Annotated in this window: 15 protein-coding genes; 6 read left to right on the top strand and 9 right to left on the bottom strand. The window is 70.9% G+C overall.

Annotation, left to right across the window (positions count from 1 at the left end):
* Positions 1–2: 2 nt before the first annotated feature.
* The 3 genes from pheS to rpmI form a co-directional block, all read right to left on the bottom strand.
* Positions 3–1088: a phenylalanine--tRNA ligase subunit alpha gene (gene pheS, locus C8P66_RS11275; protein ID WP_111398360.1), complete on the bottom strand. Its 1086-nt coding sequence runs from the start codon at positions 1086–1088 to the stop codon at positions 3–5.
* Between the two features lie 111 nt (positions 1089–1199).
* Entirely contained in the window at positions 1200–1577 is a 378-nt protein-coding gene (rplT, locus tag C8P66_RS11270; protein ID WP_111398359.1) for a 50S ribosomal protein L20, read from the bottom strand.
* 12 nt (positions 1578–1589) lie between these two features.
* Entirely contained in the window at positions 1590–1796 is a 207-nt protein-coding gene (gene rpmI / locus C8P66_RS11265; protein WP_111398358.1) for a 50S ribosomal protein L35, read from the bottom strand.
* 224 nt (positions 1797–2020) lie between these two features.
* Between rpmI and C8P66_RS11260 the strand changes: the two genes are divergently transcribed.
* The 5 genes from C8P66_RS11260 (at position 2021) to ftsY (ending at position 10875) form a co-directional block, all read left to right on the top strand.
* Entirely contained in the window at positions 2021–5209 is a 3189-nt protein-coding gene (locus tag C8P66_RS11260) for a DUF4214 domain-containing protein (protein ID WP_111398357.1), read from the top strand.
* A gap of 236 nt (positions 5210–5445) precedes the next feature.
* The gene (locus C8P66_RS11255) at positions 5446–7524 is read left to right on the top strand and encodes a DUF4214 domain-containing protein (RefSeq protein WP_170141572.1); all 2079 of its coding nucleotides are present in this window, start codon (positions 5446–5448) and stop codon (positions 7522–7524) included.
* Between the two features lie 48 nt (positions 7525–7572).
* Complete coding sequence (gene dapF / locus C8P66_RS11250; protein ID WP_111398413.1) at positions 7573–8406, top strand: diaminopimelate epimerase; 834 nt, start codon at positions 7573–7575, stop codon at positions 8404–8406.
* Positions 8403–9608 carry a MiaB/RimO family radical SAM methylthiotransferase gene (locus C8P66_RS11245; protein ID WP_111398355.1) on the top strand — a complete coding sequence of 402 codons (1206 nt, stop codon included), beginning with the start codon at positions 8403–8405 and terminating at the stop codon, positions 9606–9608. Before dapF ends, C8P66_RS11245 begins: the two co-directional genes overlap by 4 nt.
* 235 nt (positions 9609–9843) lie before the next feature.
* On the top strand, positions 9844–10875 hold the full coding sequence (gene ftsY, locus C8P66_RS11240) for a signal recognition particle-docking protein FtsY (protein ID WP_456303644.1): 1032 nt from the start codon (positions 9844–9846) through the stop codon (positions 10873–10875).
* Here the strand turns inward: ftsY and C8P66_RS11235 are convergent.
* Positions 10872–11570, bottom strand: coding sequence for a hypothetical protein (locus tag C8P66_RS11235; protein WP_111398353.1), 699 nt, complete (start codon positions 11568–11570; stop codon positions 10872–10874). The two genes, ftsY and C8P66_RS11235, sit on opposite strands and share 4 nt — an antisense overlap.
* A 130-nt stretch (positions 11571–11700) precedes the next feature.
* Here C8P66_RS11235 and C8P66_RS11230 point away from each other — a divergent pair, with 130 nt between their 5' ends.
* On the top strand, positions 11701–12501 hold the full coding sequence (locus C8P66_RS11230) for a creatininase family protein (RefSeq protein ID WP_111398352.1): 801 nt from the start codon (positions 11701–11703) through the stop codon (positions 12499–12501).
* A 7-nt stretch (positions 12502–12508) separates the two neighbouring features.
* Here C8P66_RS11230 and C8P66_RS11225 read toward each other — a convergent pair whose 3' ends face one another.
* From C8P66_RS11225 to gap, 5 genes are all read right to left on the bottom strand, one after another.
* A complete protein-coding gene (locus C8P66_RS11225) occupies positions 12509–12967 on the bottom strand; it encodes a hypothetical protein (protein WP_111398351.1) in 459 nt (152 codons plus the stop codon).
* A gap of 533 nt (positions 12968–13500) precedes the next feature.
* On the bottom strand, positions 13501–14064 hold the full coding sequence (locus C8P66_RS11220) for an NUDIX hydrolase (RefSeq protein ID WP_111398350.1): 564 nt from the start codon (positions 14062–14064) through the stop codon (positions 13501–13503).
* 51 nt (positions 14065–14115) lie between these two features.
* Entirely contained in the window at positions 14116–14427 is a 312-nt protein-coding gene (locus C8P66_RS11215; RefSeq protein ID WP_111398349.1) for a hypothetical protein, read from the bottom strand.
* An 80-nt stretch (positions 14428–14507) separates the two neighbouring features.
* The gene (locus C8P66_RS11210) at positions 14508–15698 is read right to left on the bottom strand and encodes a phosphoglycerate kinase (RefSeq protein WP_111398348.1); all 1191 of its coding nucleotides are present in this window, start codon (positions 15696–15698) and stop codon (positions 14508–14510) included.
* Positions 15699–15719: 21 nt separating this feature from the next.
* Positions 15720–16736 carry a type I glyceraldehyde-3-phosphate dehydrogenase gene (gene gap / locus C8P66_RS11205; protein WP_111398347.1) on the bottom strand — a complete coding sequence of 339 codons (1017 nt, stop codon included), beginning with the start codon at positions 16734–16736 and terminating at the stop codon, positions 15720–15722.
* Positions 16737–16747: the final 11 nt, after the last annotated feature.

The raw sequence follows: 16747 nt of genomic DNA, 5'->3' as shown, positions 1-16747 counted from the left end.
GCTCAGAACCCCTCGGCCAAGGAGGCCGGCGACAGCACGGCGGCGGAGGTGGCGCGCAGCCAGCGCACGTCGCTCTCATAGAAGGGGCGCAGATCGGGCAGGCCGTGCTTCAGCATGGTGATGCGCTCGACGCCCATGCCGAAGGCAAAGCCCTGCCATTCGCGCGGGTCGATGCCGGCATTGGCCAGCACCTTCGGATGGACCATGCCGCTGCCGAGGATCTCCAGCCAGTCGCCACCGGCGCCGAGTTCGCCGGTCTTCTTGCTCCAGCCGATATCGACCTCCATGGAGGGTTCGGTGAAGGGGAAGTAGCTGCTGCGGAACCGCACCGGCAAATCCGCGATGCCAAAGAACGCGCGTAAAAAGTCGATCAGGCAGCCCTTGAGGTGCCCCAGCGTGATGTCGCGGCCGAGGACCAGCCCTTCGACCTGGTGGAACATCGGCGAATGGGTCGCGTCATGATCGGCGCGATAGGTGCGGCCCGGGGCGATGATGCGGATCGGCGGATCGCCGGCCAGCATGGTGCGGACCTGCAAGGGGCTGGTCTGGGTGCGCAGCACGGTCTGGAAGCCGGCGCCATGCGCGGACGGCAGGTAGAAGGTGTCGTGGTCCTGCCGCGCCGGGTGATGCGCGGGGATGTTGAGTGCCGAGAAATTATACCAGTCGGCCTCGATATCCGGGCCTTCGACCACCGAAAACCCCATGGCGCCGAAGAGCGCGGTCAGCTCCTCCATGGTGCGGGAGATCGGGTGGATGCCGCCCTGTTCCGGCCCGGCCGGGGGGAAGGGCCGGGGGGGCAGGGTGACATCGATCTTCTCGGCCAGCAGCCTGGCATCCAGGGCCGCGGCTTCCAGCGCCACGCGGCGGGCGTCCAGGGCCGCCTCCACCGCGGCCTTGACCGCGTTGACCGCGGCACCGCGTTCGCGCCGGGCTTCGGGCGGAACCTGGCCCAATGCCTTGAGCAGGGCCGTGAGGCTGCCGCTCTTGCCCAGGGTCGCGACGCGCACGGCGTCCAGCGCACGGGGGTCGGGGGCGGCCGCGACGGCGGCGAGCGCCTCGGTGCGCAGCAGGGTCAGGTCATCGGTCATGCGAAAAGATCCACCGGTCCAGACAAGAAAAAGGCCGCGCGGCCCCGGTGCGAACACCGGGGCCAGGCGGCCTGTTCAGCGTCCCGGCCCGTGAAGGGCCGGGGGTGCCGATCACGCGGCGGGGGTGGCCGCCGCCGGCATGGCCGCCTTCACCTGTTCGATCAGCGCCGTAAAGCCGGCGGCGTCGTCCATGGCGATCGCGGCCATCGCCTTGCGGTCCAGCTCGATGCCGGCATGCTTGGCGGCGGCGATGAACACGGAATAGGTCATCCCCTGCTCACGCACCGCGGCGTTGATCCGCTGGATCCACAGCGCGCGGAATTCGCGCTTCTTGTTGCGACGATCGCGGTAGGCATAGCGCAGGGCCTTCTCGACCCGCTCCAATGCCGGCCGGTAGGCCGTCGACGACCTGCCGACATATCCCTTGGCGAGGCCAAGAATCTTCTTGTGGCGGGCGTGCTTCGTTACGCCGCGTTTGACACGTGCCATGGCGCGTTCTCCTTACCGATCCAGCCCATAGGGCAACCACTGCTTGATGGTCCGGGCGTCCATGTCCGTCATCGTGAAGGAGCCGCGGTTGTGCCGCTTCATCTTCGACGTCTTGCAGGACAGCATGTGGCGCTTGAAGCCGGCGCCAGCCAGAACCTTACCGGTCGCAGTGATCTTGAATCGCTTCTTGACGCTGCTCTTGGTCTTCATCTTGGGCATTTCGGGTCCTCCAATATCGGCCCATTCGGGGACCGGGGGGACGCACCACGCCGCCAGGATGGCGGGGACGCGCGACGCCACGGCCGGGCATGCCCCAACGGGCCCGGACGCGTAGCGAGGGGGGCCTATAGGCGGTGCCGCCACCCGTGGCAAGGTAGGGTTTACGCTTCGCGGCCGCGCTGATAGGTAAGCAACCGCAACCATTTCCGGCCTGGACCCGAACGATGCGCCTCGTGATCGAAGCCGGGTCCCGTGGCCTCGCCATGCGCGAGGGGCTCGGCTCCGATCTGGACTGGGGTGCGTGGATCGACACCACTGCCCGGACCTTCGCCGTCACCGTCACCAATATCCATGACGATCCGGACCCTTGGGCCGCAGCCTACTACAGCTATGTCGAGTCGTCGCAGGTCGCCTGGGCCGGCCGGGATGCGGGCGCGCCGCTGACCTGGCCCGGCGGTGCCCAGCTGAGCGGTTTCTCCCTGGCCGAGGCCCCCCTGCTTGGGGATTTCTACGCCGCCGCGACCACCACCTTCTCCTATGGCTACCTCTACGTCTTCGACCCCTCCGTCTCATTGGCCACCAACGACCTTCGCGGCAGCCTTGGCAATTACGTCTATCGCGCCGAGGGCATCGCCTATCTCGCCGCCCTCGATGCCTGGCGCGAGGCCGCGTTGGACACCACCGCCACCGCCTGGACCTACACCAGCAGCAGCCTCCCCGCAGTCACCATCACCGACGCCCCCGCGACCAGTCTGCGCGACCTCTCCCACATCACCGCGGATGGCTTGGCCGTGCTCATGCGGCTGCTGGCCGGCAATGACGAAATCATCGGCGCGGATGGCGATGACGCGCTGCTCGGCGGCGCCGGCGATGACAGCATCGTGGCCGGCGGCGGCCGTGACCTCGCCGATGGCGGCCAGGGCCGGGACACGCTGCTCGGCGGCGCGGGGAGGGACGCCCTGTTCGGCGGCGACGGGGAGGACAGCCTCGACGGCGGCGAGGATGAGGATCTCCTGATCGGTGGGGCAGGTGCCGATCGGCTCCTGGGCGGCGCGGGTGCCGACCTGCTCATCGGCGGCTGGCCCGATCGCGGCGACCCGGCCGTGGCCGGGGTGCGCCCGCTCGACACCCTCACCGGCGGCTCGGGCGAGGATGTGTTCGTCGTCAACAATGACGCCCATGTCACCGACATGACCGGCGGCGAGACGGTGCTGGTCACCCAGGCGATCCGGGAGGCCAGCAATGGCGTGATGATCCTGAAGACCGGGACCGGCTTCGAGCTGCTGTTGCTCACCGGCGAGATCGAAATCGACACCTCCGGCAGCGTGCCGCGGCGCGTGATGCGGATCGACAGCGCCGTGACCGTGACGATCGATGCGCCGGAGGGCCAGGTTGGCCTGGCGCGGCTGCCCGACAGCCTCCTCCTGGACCCGTACCCATGGGCGGCCGGTCTTGGCACCCTTGGGGTCGAACTGCCGCAGGACGCGGTCGCCTATGCCCAGTACCAGCTGAGCTGGACGCCGGGCGAGACCATCCTGACCCGGGCCGCGGCCGATGCCCGGGTGGAGGAGGTCGCCGATGGCCTGCGGCTGTTCGAAGCCTTCGACCAGATCAAGGCTGCGCTGCTGCTGGGCAGCATCGACGGCCATCTCGATTTGTATGGGCCGCAGGTCGTGCGCAACATCGTCGCGCGGCTCGAGGTGGCGCTGGAGGCCTTCGATCCCGCCGCCGCCCTGCGCTTCACCACTGCCTCCAACGCGACCTTCGCCGCACTGGCGGAAAAGATCGTGGGCCAGATCCCGGCCTTCCGCATGGCCTTCTTCATCAAGGATCTCGCCACCATCGTCACAAGCTACGTCGAGGGCGACTACCGCGACCAGCATATCCGCCTGTTGTCCGATTTCTCCGCGGCCGTGCTCGGCCTCGTCGGGCGCGACATGGCGGCGCTGGCGGTGGGCTTCGGCGGGATCGTGGTGGATGCGCTGGTCGATACCATCCTCGATGGCGTGGCGCGCGAGATCTCCGCGAGCGTCACCGGCGCCCTCGACCATATCGGCACCGCCGGCAATGACGTGATCGACCGCCGCGAGGAGGGCTGGGGCGGCGTCTTCGTGGGCGGTGATGGCGATGACACGCTGTTCGATGGCGCCGGGGATGCGACCTTCGTCGGCGGCAGCGGCAATGGCGATGACCGCTACGACGGCGGCGGCGGCTGGGACAGCGTCACCTATACCAGCGCGTTGCATGGGGTTGCGGTCGATCTCGGCCTCGGCCGTGCCACCGGCGCGGATATCGGCAGCGATACGCTGGTGGGGATCGAGGCGGTCACCTCAGGCGATGGCGCGGATCGTCTGCTCGGCAGCGAGGCGGCCAACGCCCTCTCCGCCGGTGCCGGGGCGGATTGGCTGGAGGGGCGGGGCGGCAACGACAGCCTGTTCGGCGGCGAGGGCGATGACACCCTGCTGGGCGGTGCGGGCAGCGACCTGATCGATGGCGGCGCCGGCACCGATCGGGTGGAGATGGCGGGTCTTGGGCGGCGCGGGGTGCAGATCACTCTTGGCGAGGGCGCGCTGCACCTGGTTCACGGCGCGGAGACCGACCGGGTGCAGAACGTCGAGCGGCTGGACTTCGCCGATGGCACGCTCTGGACGGGTGCCGATTCCACCGCGGCCCAGGTCCTGCGCCTCTATCAGGCCGCGCTGGAACGCGCCCCCGACCAGTCCGGGCTGAATTACTGGATCGGCGCCCTGGGCGCGGAGGTGCGGCTGGAGGCGCTGGCCTCGGATTTCCTCGGCAGCGCGGAGTTCGCGGCACGGTTTGGCGCCGGGCTCGGCGAGGCCGATTTCGTGGCCCAGCTTTACCGCAACGTCCTCGGGCGGGAGGGCGACCACGGCGGCCTCCAATACTGGACCTCTTCGCTGCTCTATGACGGGGTGAGCCGGGCGAGCGTCCTCGTGGCATTTTCCGAAAGCGATGAGAACCGCGCGGCCACCGCCGATGTCGTCAGCGCCGGCATCTGGGACCTGGACGAGAATGCCGCCGCCGTCGCGCGGCTCTACGACACTGCCCTGGGCCGGCTGCCCGATGTGGGCGGGCTCGGCTACTGGAAGACCAATATCGAGGCGGGCACCCAGACCCTCACCGACCTCGCCACCGTCTTCACAAACAGCCCCGAGTTCCAGGCGGTGTATGGCGCGCTCGGCAACCGCGCCTTCGTCGAGCTGATCTACCAGAACGCGCTGCACCGGGCGGGGGAGGCCGGGGGCGTCGCCTATTGGACCGGGCTGCTGGACTCCGGCCTCAGCCGCGCGGCGATGGTCGTGCCCTTCAGCGAGAGCGCCGAACACGCCGAGCTGACCGCCGCCAACATCAACAATCCCGACCCAACCCATTTCGGCATCCTCTTTGCATGATCGGCGCATCGGGCAGATGCACACTGCCGGAAATGGCGCTTTACCCAACCGCTCCTGATATCTAGATTCATATCTGCGGCGGACTGATCGCGCGTGCCGTGCTTCGAACCTGGCCGATGCCGCCGGCCAAGCGGATTGGAGCCCGAGACCCGATGTCGGCGTGGCTGCTACCTTTTTGTAATTGCCCGGCCTGCGCGAACGGCGATGCCGCTTCCTCGCTTGCGGACGCCGCGTCCGTGCTCGGCGACGGGGGGCAGGATGCGAGCGCCGTGTCGCAGGGCGCCACCGGCAACCGCTATATCGACGGGCTGCTGCGTGGCTCCCGTTGGGAAAGCGGCTTCGCCTTCAGCTTCCCCCAGGCCGGCAGAGACTATGGCGTGAGCTATGGCTCTGGTGAGAACACCACGGATTTCCGCCCCCTGACCCTGCAAGCCATGGAGGCGACCCGTGCGATCCTGGGCGGCTACACCCTGACCGGGGCGAGGGGGGTGATCACCTATGGCAGTGTCGCCAGCCTGATCCTTACCCCGGTGGGGCAGACGCAGAATGGGGGCTTGAACGCGGGTGGGGACATCCGGCTGGCGGAATCCTCGGTGCCCAGAACCGCCTATGCCTATTTCCCGGCCGATGGCGCCGGCGGCGATGCCTGGTTCGGGACGGGTCATGTCGGCACCTCCCTCGATTACCGCACGCCGGTCGCCGGCAGCTACGCCTACCACACCTATATTCATGAGCTTGGCCATGCGCTGGGGCTGAAGCACGGGCACGAGACGGGTGGGGTGGCGAATGTCGCGATGCCGACGGATCGTGACGGGCTCGAATTCACCGTCATGACCTACCGCTCCTATCCGGGCGGGCCCGCCACCCCCTACACCTTCGAGCAATGGGGCGCGCCGCAGACGCTGATGATGTACGACATCCTCGCCTTGCAGGTGATGTATGGCGCCGATTACGCGACCCATGCCGGCAACACGACCTATCGCTGGAATCCCGCGACCGGGGAGATGTCGGTCGATGGCATCGGCCAGGGCACCCCGGGCGGCAACCGCGTCTTCCTGACCATCTGGGATGGGGGTGGCGCCGATGTCTATGACCTGTCGAACTACACCACGGCCGTGGTCCTGGACCTCGCGCCCGGCGGCTGGAGCATCACCTCGGAAGCCCAGCGCGCCAATCTCGGCGCCGGGGTGAAGGCGCACGGGACGGTCTACAACGCGCTGATGTTCCAGGACGATCCGCGCTCGCTGATCGAGAATGCGATCGGCGGTTCCGGCAATGACACGCTGCGGGGCAATGACCTCGCCAACTGGCTCGTCGGCAATGCCGGCAACGACCAGCTTTTCGGCGGCAACGGCGACGACACCTTGCGGGGCGGCGCGGGCAGCGATCTGCTCGATGGCGGCGCGGGCTTCGACATCGGCCTGCTGGATGTCGGTCGCCGCGGCACCGGCGTCAGCCTCGTCGGCAGCGAGATCAGGGTGGCGCGGGGCGGCGAGATCGATACCGGCCGTGGCATCGAGGCGCTGGATTTCGTGGATGGCCGCCTCTGGCTCGGGGCCGACTCGCCCGCGGCCCAGATCCTGCGCCTCTACCAGGCGGCCCTGCACCGGATGCCCGACCCGGGCGGGCTGCACGCCTGGAGCCACGCGCTGGCCGCGGGCGGGCGGCTCGACCAGGTGGCGCAAGGCTTCCTCGGCAGCGATGAATTCGCCGCGCGCTTCGGCCGTGGGCTTGGCGGCCCGGATTTCGTCAATCAGCTCTACCACAATGTGCTGGGGCGCGAGGCCGAGGCATCCGGGCTCGCCTATTGGACCGGCATCCTGGCCAGGGGGGCGCTGACGCGCGACGGGCTGCTGGTGGCCTTCTCCGAGAGCCAGGAGAATATGGCGCGGACCGCGCCGCTGGTCACGCCCGGGGTCTGGGAGCTGGATGCCACGGCCGCGACCATCGCCCGCATCTACGATACCGCGCTTGGCCGGGTGCCCGAGCTGAACGGGCTCGCCTTCTGGCAGGGGCAGGTGGCGGCCGGGGGGCTGAGCCTGGAGACCCTCGGCGCGATCTTCGCCGGCAGCGCCGAATTCCGTGCCACTTATGGCGCGCTGGACAACCGCGGCTTCACCGAGCGGCTGTATTGGAACGCGCTGGACCGGGCGGGGGATGCGGCGGGCATCGCCAGCTGGTCCGCCGCACTGGATGCGGGCAATACCCGCGCGGCCGTAATGCTCGCCTTCAGCGAAAGCCCGGAGCACATGGCCCTGACTGGCCCCGACATCGCCAACACCGACCCGGCCTTCTTCGGCATCCTTTTTGCTTAAAGTGCTGTGGGGCTTGGACTGCCGCGCCCCACGGCGCATATCGATGCGATGATGACCCCCTTCCGCAAGATGCACGGCCTTGGCAACGACTTCGTGGTGCTCGACGCGCGCCACGCCGCCCTGCCGATCGGCCCCGAGGTCGCCCGCGCGATCGGGGACCGGCATCGCGGCATCGGCTGCGACCAGATCATCATCCTCGAACCGCCGGGGGAGGGGGCCGATGTCTTCATGCGCATCCGCAACCCCGATGGGTCGGAGGCCGGCGCCTGCGGCAATGCCACGCGCTGCGTCGCCAGCCTGATCGCGGCCGAAACCGGCAGCCGGGACGTCGTGGTCCGCACCATATCGGGCGACCTGCCGTCCCACCTGCATGCCGATGGCACGGTCACGGTGCTGATGGGCGTGCCGCGCACCGGCTGGCATGAGGTGCCGCTGGCCCAGGCGCTGGATACGCTGCATCTGCCGCTCCAGCGCGGGCCGCTGGCGGATCCGGCGGCCTGCTCCATGGGCAATCCGCATGCGACCTTCTTCGTGCCGGACCTCAGCCGCATCGGGTTGGGCGTGCTGGGGCCGCTGCTGGAAACCGACCCGATCTTCCCCGAACGCGCCAATATCGGCGTGGTGCAGGTGCTGGCGCGGGACCGGCTGCGGCTCGTGGTCTGGGAGCGCGGGGCGGGGCTGACCCTGGCCTGCGGCTCGGGCGCCTGTGCGGCGCTGGTCAATGCGGTGCGCCGGGACCTCGCCGATCGCGCGGCGGATGTGGAGCTTCCGGGCGGCACGCTGCGGGTGGAATGGCGCCCGGATGGCCAGGTCGCCATGACCGGCCCGGTCGCGACCGCCTATCTCGGCACGCTCGACCTGGCGGCCCTGCGCGCGGCATGACGGCGCCGCGGACCCTGAGCTTCGGCTGCCGGCTCAACACCGCCGAGACCGCCGCCATGGCGCGGCTTGCGGAGGCGGGCGGGGCGGGGGCGGAGATGCTGCTGGTGAACACCTGCGCCGTCACCACCGAGGCCGAGGCCCAGGCCCGCCAGGCGCTGCGCCGTGCCGCCCGCGCCGATCCGGGCCTGCGGATCGTGGTGACCGGCTGCGCCGCCACCATCCGACCCGAGGCCTGGGCCGGGCTGCCCAACGTCATCCGCGTCGTCCCGAATGCGGAAAAGCTGCGCCCCGAGGCCTGGGGTGCCACATCCCCGCCCGAGGACATGGCCGCCGAGACCGGCAGCCGCACCCGCGCGCTGGTGCAGGTGCAGCAGGGCTGCGACCACCGTTGCACCTTCTGCATCATCCCGCAGGGGCGCGGCGTCTCCCGCTCGCTACCCGCCGAGCGGGTGGTGGCGCGGATCGCGACCCTGGCCGCAAGCGGGGTCGCGGAGGTCGTGCTGACCGGCGTGGACATCGCCTCCTGGACCGGGCCTGGCGAGGCGCGCCTCGGCGATCTGGTCGCGGCGGTGCTGGCGGGGGTGCCCGATCTTGGGCGGCTGCGGCTGTCCTCGCTGGACCCGGCGGCGATGGATGCGACGCTCTGGCGGCTGCTGGCCGAGGAGCCGCGGCTGCTGCCGCACCTGCATCTCTCGGCGCAGCATGGCGACGATCTGATGCTGAAGCGGATGCGCCGGCGCCACAGCCGCGCCGACCTGCTGGCCCTGGCCCGGCGCGCCCGGTCGCTGCGCCCGGATGTCGCGCTGGGCGCCGACCTGATCGCCGGCTTCCCGACCGAGGATGAGGCGGCCTTCACCGCGATGCTCGATCTGGTGGCGGAGGCGGGGCTCTCCTTCCTCCACGTCTTCCCCTATTCGCCCCGCCCCGGCACGCCGGCGGCGCGGATGCCGCAGGTGCCGCATGCGCTGATCCGGGAACGGGCGGCGCGGCTGCGCGCGGCCGGGCAGCAGGGGGCAACGCGCTTCCTGGGCACGCGCCTGGGCGTGCAGGAAAACGTGCTGCTGGAGGCCGAGGATCGCGGCCACAGCGAGCATTTCGCGGCCGTGCGGCTGCTGCACCCGGTGCCCGGCGGGCGCGGGCGGGTGGTGTCGGCGCGGGTGACCGGAATCGGCCCGGACGGGCTTTTGGCCGAGGCGGCGTAGCGGAATGGCACTGAAAGACCTCTGGGGACGGCTCTCGGGACGGAAGGAGGAAGCGGCCAAGGCCGAGCCCTCCCACATCGTGCCGCCACCGCCGCTGCCCGATCCGACGCCGGAACCGAGCCCGGAGGTGGCGCCGGATCTGCCGTCCAGCCCGATTACCCTGCCCATCCCGGCGCCGGTCCAGCGCCCGGGCCCGACGCCGATGGCGGCGCCGATCCCCACCCCGTTTCCGGTGCTGAAGCCGGCTCCGGCGCCGGAGCCGATGCCAGGGCCGATACCGGGGCCGATGCCCGATCCGGCGCCGGAACCGATACCCGAACCCCCGGCCACCGCCGCGGCCCCGCAGCGAGGCGGCTTCTTCTCCCGTCTGCGGGCCGGGCTGTCGCGCAGCACCGCCCGGCTGACCGATGGCATCGCCGCCGTCTTCACCAAGCGCCGGCTGGATGATGCCGCGCTGGAGGAGCTGGAGGAGATGCTGATCGCCGCCGACCTCGGGCTGCCGGTGGCAAGCCGCATCGTCGCGCGCTTCCGCGCCACCCGCTTCGGCCGCGAAGTCACCGACATCGAGGTGAAGACGGCGCTGGCCGAGGAGATCGCCGCCATCCTGGCCCCGGTCGCGCGCCCCTTGGAGATCGACCGCGGCCTCAAGCCCCATGTCGTGCTGGTGGTCGGCGTCAACGGCACCGGCAAGACCACCACCATCGCCAAGCTCGCCCAGGGCTGGCGGGAGGAAGGGCGCGCGGTCTGGATGGCGGCCGGCGACACCTTCCGCGCCGCCGCGGTCGAGCAGCTTCAGGTCTGGGGCGAGCGCACCGGCTGCCCGGTGGTTGCCCCGGCCAAGCAGGGGGCCGATGCCGCCGGCCTCGCGCATGACGCGCTGACCCAGGCGCGCGCCGCAGGGGCGGAGATCCTGCTGATCGACACCGCCGGCCGGCTGCACAACAAGGCCGCGCTGATGGATGAGCTGCGCAAGGTCGTGCGCGTGCTGAAGCGCATCGACCCGGCGGTGCCGCATAGCGTGCTGCTGGTGCTGGACGCGACCACCGGTCAGAACGCCGTCAACCAGGTCCGCGTGTTCCGCGACATGGTGGATGTGACCGGGCTCGTGGTCACCAAGCTCGATGGCAGCGCCAAGGGCGGCGTGGTGGTGGCCTTGGCCGAGGCCTTCGGGCTGCCCGTCCATGCCGTCGGCGTCGGGGAAAAGGCCGCCGATCTGCGGCCCTTCGAAGCGCGGGATTTTGCCCGCAGCCTGGTGGGGCTGGATTAAGGCAGCAGCGGCTCGGCGGCCTGCCGGGCCGTCTCCACCAGCGCCGCATAGGCGGCGGGGGCTGGGTCGGCGGCACTGTCGGCCTCGGGCGTCGCGGGCAGGGCCGCGAGCAGCATCTCCAGCGCCGCCGCCGTCTCCCGCACCGCCACGACCTCGCGGAGCGCGGGCAAGGCGTCGCGCAGCAGCGCCTCGGCCCGCAGCAGGGCGCCCCGCGCCTCGGCCGCGGCCACGGCATCGGCCACCACGCCGCAGCCTGTGGCCATCGCGTAATCCTGGCGCGAGCGGTCGAGCAGCGCCATGGCCCGCCCCACTCGCCGCGCCGCCGGATCCTGCGGCAGCGCATCGGCGAGCATGGCGGCGGCGATGATCCGCGCCAGCCCCTCCTGCGCCATGCCCAAGGCGGCGATGCCCTCCAGCGCCGGATCATCGCCGGGCGACAGCGCCAGGAGCGCTTCCGCGACCGTCTCGGCACTCTGCCGCAGCAGCAGCGTGCCGAGGGCGCCGCGACCGCTGCCGGACAGCTCGCCCGCGACCAAGGCATTGCCCATCAGCAGGTCGATCCAGGCGCTGCGGTCCAGCGGCTGCGCCAGGGCCGGCGGTGCCGCGCAGCCGTCCGGCTGCGCGCCGAAGGCGGACACCGCCAGCCCGCCCGCCAGGAACAGGGCGCCGAGGACAGGCTTGAGCAGGGCGACCATCGGGCGGGCATCCTCGACAGGTTCGGCCCAGCATCGCGCGCCCGATGGCACGGGGGCAAGAATGGTGGGGGTGCTTGACCGGCGGCGGCGGCGGTCGGAGCGTCCCCACCCCCACAAGGAGTACCGATGCATGACCGAACGCTTCGACGCCTACCGATGGGAGCGCCAGACCGGCCCCCAGCTGCTGGCCCTGGCCGGGAGCGGCGCCCTGCCGATCCTGCCGGTCGCGAGCCTGGAGCAGCATGGCCCGCATCTGCCGGTCTGGACCGATAGCGCCATCGGCCATGAGACCTGCCTGCGCGCGGCGGCCAAGCTCGGCGATGCCATCGTGCTGCCGCCGATGTGGATGGGGATGAGCGAGCATCACCTGCCCTTCGGCGGGACCATCAGCCTCGATTACGCCGCCTTCTCCGCGGTGCTGCGCTGCATCGCGCGGTCGGTGCTGGCCTGCGGTTTCGACCGGCTGATGCTGGTGAACAGCCATGGCGGCAACATCGATCCGCTCGCCGTCGCGGCGCGGGAACTGGCGGTGGAACTCGCGATGCCGATCGTCGTCGCCACCCCCTCCAAGATGGCCGAATCCGCGCTGGGGGCGGTGATGGAAACCCAAAGCGGCATGATGCATGCCTGCGAGGCGGAGACCTCGGCCTGGATGGCGATGGACCCAGGCCAGGTGCGGATGGACAACCTCGGCGCCGCCTTCTCCAACGCGCCATCGGTCGGCAGCGAGCCGCCCGGCGCCTTCCGCTTCTGGTCCTTTGCCGAGCGCGCGCCCGGGACCGGGGTGCGCGGCGATCCGCGCCCCTCAACGGCGGCCAAGGGTGAGGCGATCCTGGATGCGATGGCCGAGGCGGTGGCCAGGCTGGCCCGCGGCGAGACGGTGTGGCGCGCCCCGGATCAGGTCTGGGCGAAGGGCCGGGCGGGGCGGTAGCGCCGCCTCAGTAGCTGAAGGGCAGCCGCAGCATCGCCCCGGCGGCGGGTTCCGTGAACAGCCGTTCCTCGCGCAGGGCGAGATGGCCTGGCCCGGTCGCCGCCGCGCCATCGGGCGTGGCATGCGGCCCGATCAGGCTCGGGGTCAGGCGCGCCCTCGGCGGTGCCGAGATCTCCGGGCGGTCCAGGCCGCGGTTGGGGACGGGCGCCGGCTCACCGGGGAGGCCCGGCCGGGCGCTGCGGTCCCAGGGCGCGACCGGTGGGGGCGGTGGCGGCGGCGGTGCGGCGCGATTGCGCGCGGCGGGGCGGGCGCGGCCCGGGCGCTGCGGCGCGGATGCGCGGGGCGTGTCGGGTGTGCCCGCCTCCCCGGCGGTGCCGACCGGATAGGGCGGGCCGGAGGGCCGGGCGGCTGGGCGCAGCGAGGGTGGCCGAGGCGCGGGCGTCGGCGTGGCAGCCGGAGCCGCCACAGGCGCCGCGGCCCGGCGACGCGAGGCCGGGGTTCCGGTCGCGGTGGGGGGATGGGCTGCGGCCTGGCGCCGGCGCACGGCCGCCGGGGCCTGAACCGCCGGGGCCTGAACCGTCGGCGCCTGAACCACTGGGGCCTGAACCACTGGGGCCTGAACCACTGGGGCCTGAACCACTGGGGCCTGAACCACTGGGGCCTGAACCACTGGGGCCTGAAGCACCGGGACCTGAACCGTCGGGGCTTGAACCGTCGGGGCCTGAGCCACCGGGGCCGGCGCCGCCGGAGCCTGAACCACCGGAGCCTGAACCACCGGCGGCTGCGCCGATGGCACATCCGGTGCCCCCGGGGTCGCGGGGCGGCGGATGGCGCTCCCGCGCGGTTCCACCGGTGTGAGCTGGATACGTCGCGTGGCGGGCTCGGGCGCGGCTGTCGTCGCCGCATCGCTCGCCTGGGCCCGCGCCTGCCCCATGGCGCAGGCTGGCGCCAGTGCCAGGGCCAGCATCCAGCTCGCCCAGCGCGGTCCCGGTCCCTTGGTCATAATGCGACCCCCCCTGGCAAAGGCGTGGCGCCGCGCGGGTCCGTGCCGGGGTTGCCGGCGGGTGCGCCAAGCGGCGCGCCGGCCCCCTCGCGCCACGTCTGCAGCGCCCAGTGGACCGAGGGGAACGCCAGCGCATCCCAGGGGATTTCGTCCCAGTCGAAGCGGCGGACCTCCAGGCTTTCCGGCCCGGCCGCAAAGCCGGGTTCCGCCAGCCGGGCGCGGAAGATCACCTGCACCTGTCCCAGTCGCGCGATGGAATAGACCGCGAGCACGCCCTCCAGCGTGAGCCGGGCGCGGGCTTCCTCCCAGGCTTCGCGGAGGGCGCCTTCCTCGACCGTTTCCTGCATTTCCATGTAGCCGGCCGGAAGCGTCCAGAACCCGCGGCGGGGCTCGATCGCCCGGCGGCAGAGCAGGACGCCGCCCTCCAGCTCCACGACGCTGCCGACCACGATCTTTGGATTTTCGTAGGCGACGTGGCCGCAGTCCAGGCAGGTCAGCCGTTCGCGGTCATCCCCCTCGGGGATGCGGCGGATAAAACGGGGCGGATCGGCGGAAGTCATACCTATAGGGTGGCCATGCGCGCGCCGTGGCGCAAGCGGCAGCGGCTCGGTTCAGACCCGCAGGTCGAGCAAAGATCCGCGCGGCGGAGCCTGGCTGGGTGCCGGCGGAACCGCCCCAAGGGTGCGCTGCGGCCCGGCCAAGGCCGAGGCGGCCGACCGGCCGCTGGCGGTCTGCACATCGCGCACCGGGGTCGCGGCGCCGACCCCGCCGGTGCGGGACACATCCTGGGAGAAGGCGGCGAGAGCGTTGGTCGTGATCATGCTGGCGATCATGGCCGAGAGACGTAAATCGGCGGTGAACGGCAAGCGCCGCCGTGCGGCGATGGCGGGGCTGCGGGTGGGGGAAAGCGGGGCGATACGCATGCACGAACCATGCGTTTACGCCCCGTTAACACTCAACCCACCGCCGGTTGCATCCGCCTTGTTTACGAAAAATTCAGCGTTCAGCCGCCGAGCGCCGCGACCCCTGGCAGCGTCTTGCCTTCCAGCCATTCCAGGAAGGCCCCGCCGGCCGAGGAGACGTAGGTCATCCGGTCCAGCACCCCGGCGTGGCGCAAGGCGGAGACGGTGTCACCCCCGCCGCCGATGGAGACCAGCCCCGCCGATGCGGTCAGCGAGGCAACCATCGCCGCCACTTCCACGGTCGCGGTGTCGAAGGGGGGGATCTCGAAGGCGCCGAGCGGGCCGTTCCAGACCAGCGTGCTCGCGCCGCGCAGCCGCGCCTCAATCATTCTGACCGTCTCCGGCCCGACGTCGAGCGCCATCATATCCTCTGGCACCGACATGGCGGAGACGGTGCGATGCGGGGAACCGGCCTCGAAGCGCTCGGCCGCGACCAGATCGACCGGCAGCAGCACCTCGCAATTATTGTCCTTGGCGGTCTCAAGGATATCGAGCGCCGTCGCATGCATCTCGGCTTCCTGCAACGAGCGGCCCATGGCGGCGCCTTGCGCGGCGAGGAAGGTATTGGCCATGGCGCCGCCGATCACCAGCACATCGACCTTGCCCGACAGATTGCCGAGCAGGTCAAGCTTGGTGCTGACCTTGGCGCCGCCGACGATCGCCACGACCGGGCGCGCGGGCTTGCCGAGGGCTGCCTGCAACGCATCCAGCTCGGCCTGCATCAGCCGGCCCGCATAGGCGGGGAGCAGATGCGCGACGCCCTCGGTGCTGGCATGGGCGCGGTGGGCGGCGGAGAAGGCGTCGTTCACATAGACATCGGCGAGCTTCGCCAGCGCCGCTGCCATGGCCGGGTCGTTCTTCTCCTCGCCGGCGTGGAAGCGGGTGTTTTCCAGCAGCAGGATCTCGCCATCCTTCAGCGCCGCGACGGCGGCCTCGGCCACCGGGCCGATGCAGTCATCGGCGAAACCCACGGGGCGCTCCAGCGCGTCGGACAGCGCCTCCGCCATCGGCGCCAGCGACATTTCCGGCACGCGCTTGCCGCGGGGGCGGTCGAAATGGCTGCACACCACCACCCGCGCGCCCTTGTTGGCGAGTTCGCGGATGGTGGGGCAGAGGCGGTCGATCCGGGTGCGGTCGGTGATCTTGCCGTCCGAGGTCGGCACGTTCAGATCGGCGCGAAGCAGGACACGCTTGCCCGCCACATCGGTGAGGTCATCGAGGGTGCGGGCCATGCGTATCTGCTCCGGCGGGTATTAAAGGCTGCCGAACAGGGCGGCCGTATCGCTCATGCGGTTCGAGAAGCCCCACTCGTTGTCGTACCAGGACATCACCCGGACCAGCGCGCCATCGACGACCTGGGTCTGGGTGGCGTCGAAGGTCGAGGACGCCGGGTTGTGGTTGAAGTCGATGCTGACCAGCGGCGCGGTGTTGTAGTCGAGGATGCCGCGCAGGCGGCCCTCGCTCGCGGCCTTCATCGCCGCGTTCACCTGCTCCTTGGTCACATTCTCCTTGGCCGGGACGAAGTCCAGGCTGACCAGGGAGACATTCGGCACCGGGATGCGGATGGCGGTGCCGTCCAGCTTGCCCTTCAGCTCCGGCAGCACGAGGCCGACGGCCTTGGCCGCACCCGTGCTGGTCGGGATCGCGGAGACGGCGGCGGCGCGGGCCCGGTGCAGGTCCTTGTGCAGCGTGTCCACCGTGTTCTGGTCGCCGGTATAGGCGTGGATGGTGACCATGTAGCCGCGCAGGATGCCGAATTCCTGGTGCAGCACCTGGGCGATCGGCGCCAGGCAGTTGGTGGTGCAGGAGGCGTTGGAGACGACCGTCATCTCCTTCGTCAGCACCTGGTGGTTCACGCCATAGACGATGGTCGCATCCGCGTTCTCGCCCGGGGCCGAGATCAGCACTTTTCGCGCGCCCGCGGTCAGCAGGGCGGAGGCCTTGTCCTTGGCGGTGAAGATGCCGGTGCATTCCATCGCCACATCGACGCCCTGGAACGGCACCTTGGTCGGGTCGCGCTCGGCGCTGACCACGATCGGCGCATAGCTCCGGCCATTGGCGGTGATCAGCAGCTTGTTGCCATCGACGGCGACCTCGCCGGGGAAGCGGCCGTGCACGCTGTCATAGCGGAACAGATGCGCGTTCGCCTCGACCGAGCCGAGGTCGTTGATCGCGACGCATTCCACATCGCTGCGCCCGCTTTCGATCATGGCGCGCAGCACAAGGCGCCCAATGCGTCCGAACCCGTTGATCGCGACCTTCACGGCCATGGCAGCTATTC

It is taken from the genome of Humitalea rosea, from assembly GCF_003253705.1.
Lineage (GTDB): Bacteria > Pseudomonadota > Alphaproteobacteria > Acetobacterales > Acetobacteraceae > Humitalea > Humitalea rosea.
Note: the sequence above shows the minus strand (reverse complement) of the source record. Positions and strands in the feature narration are given on the sequence as shown.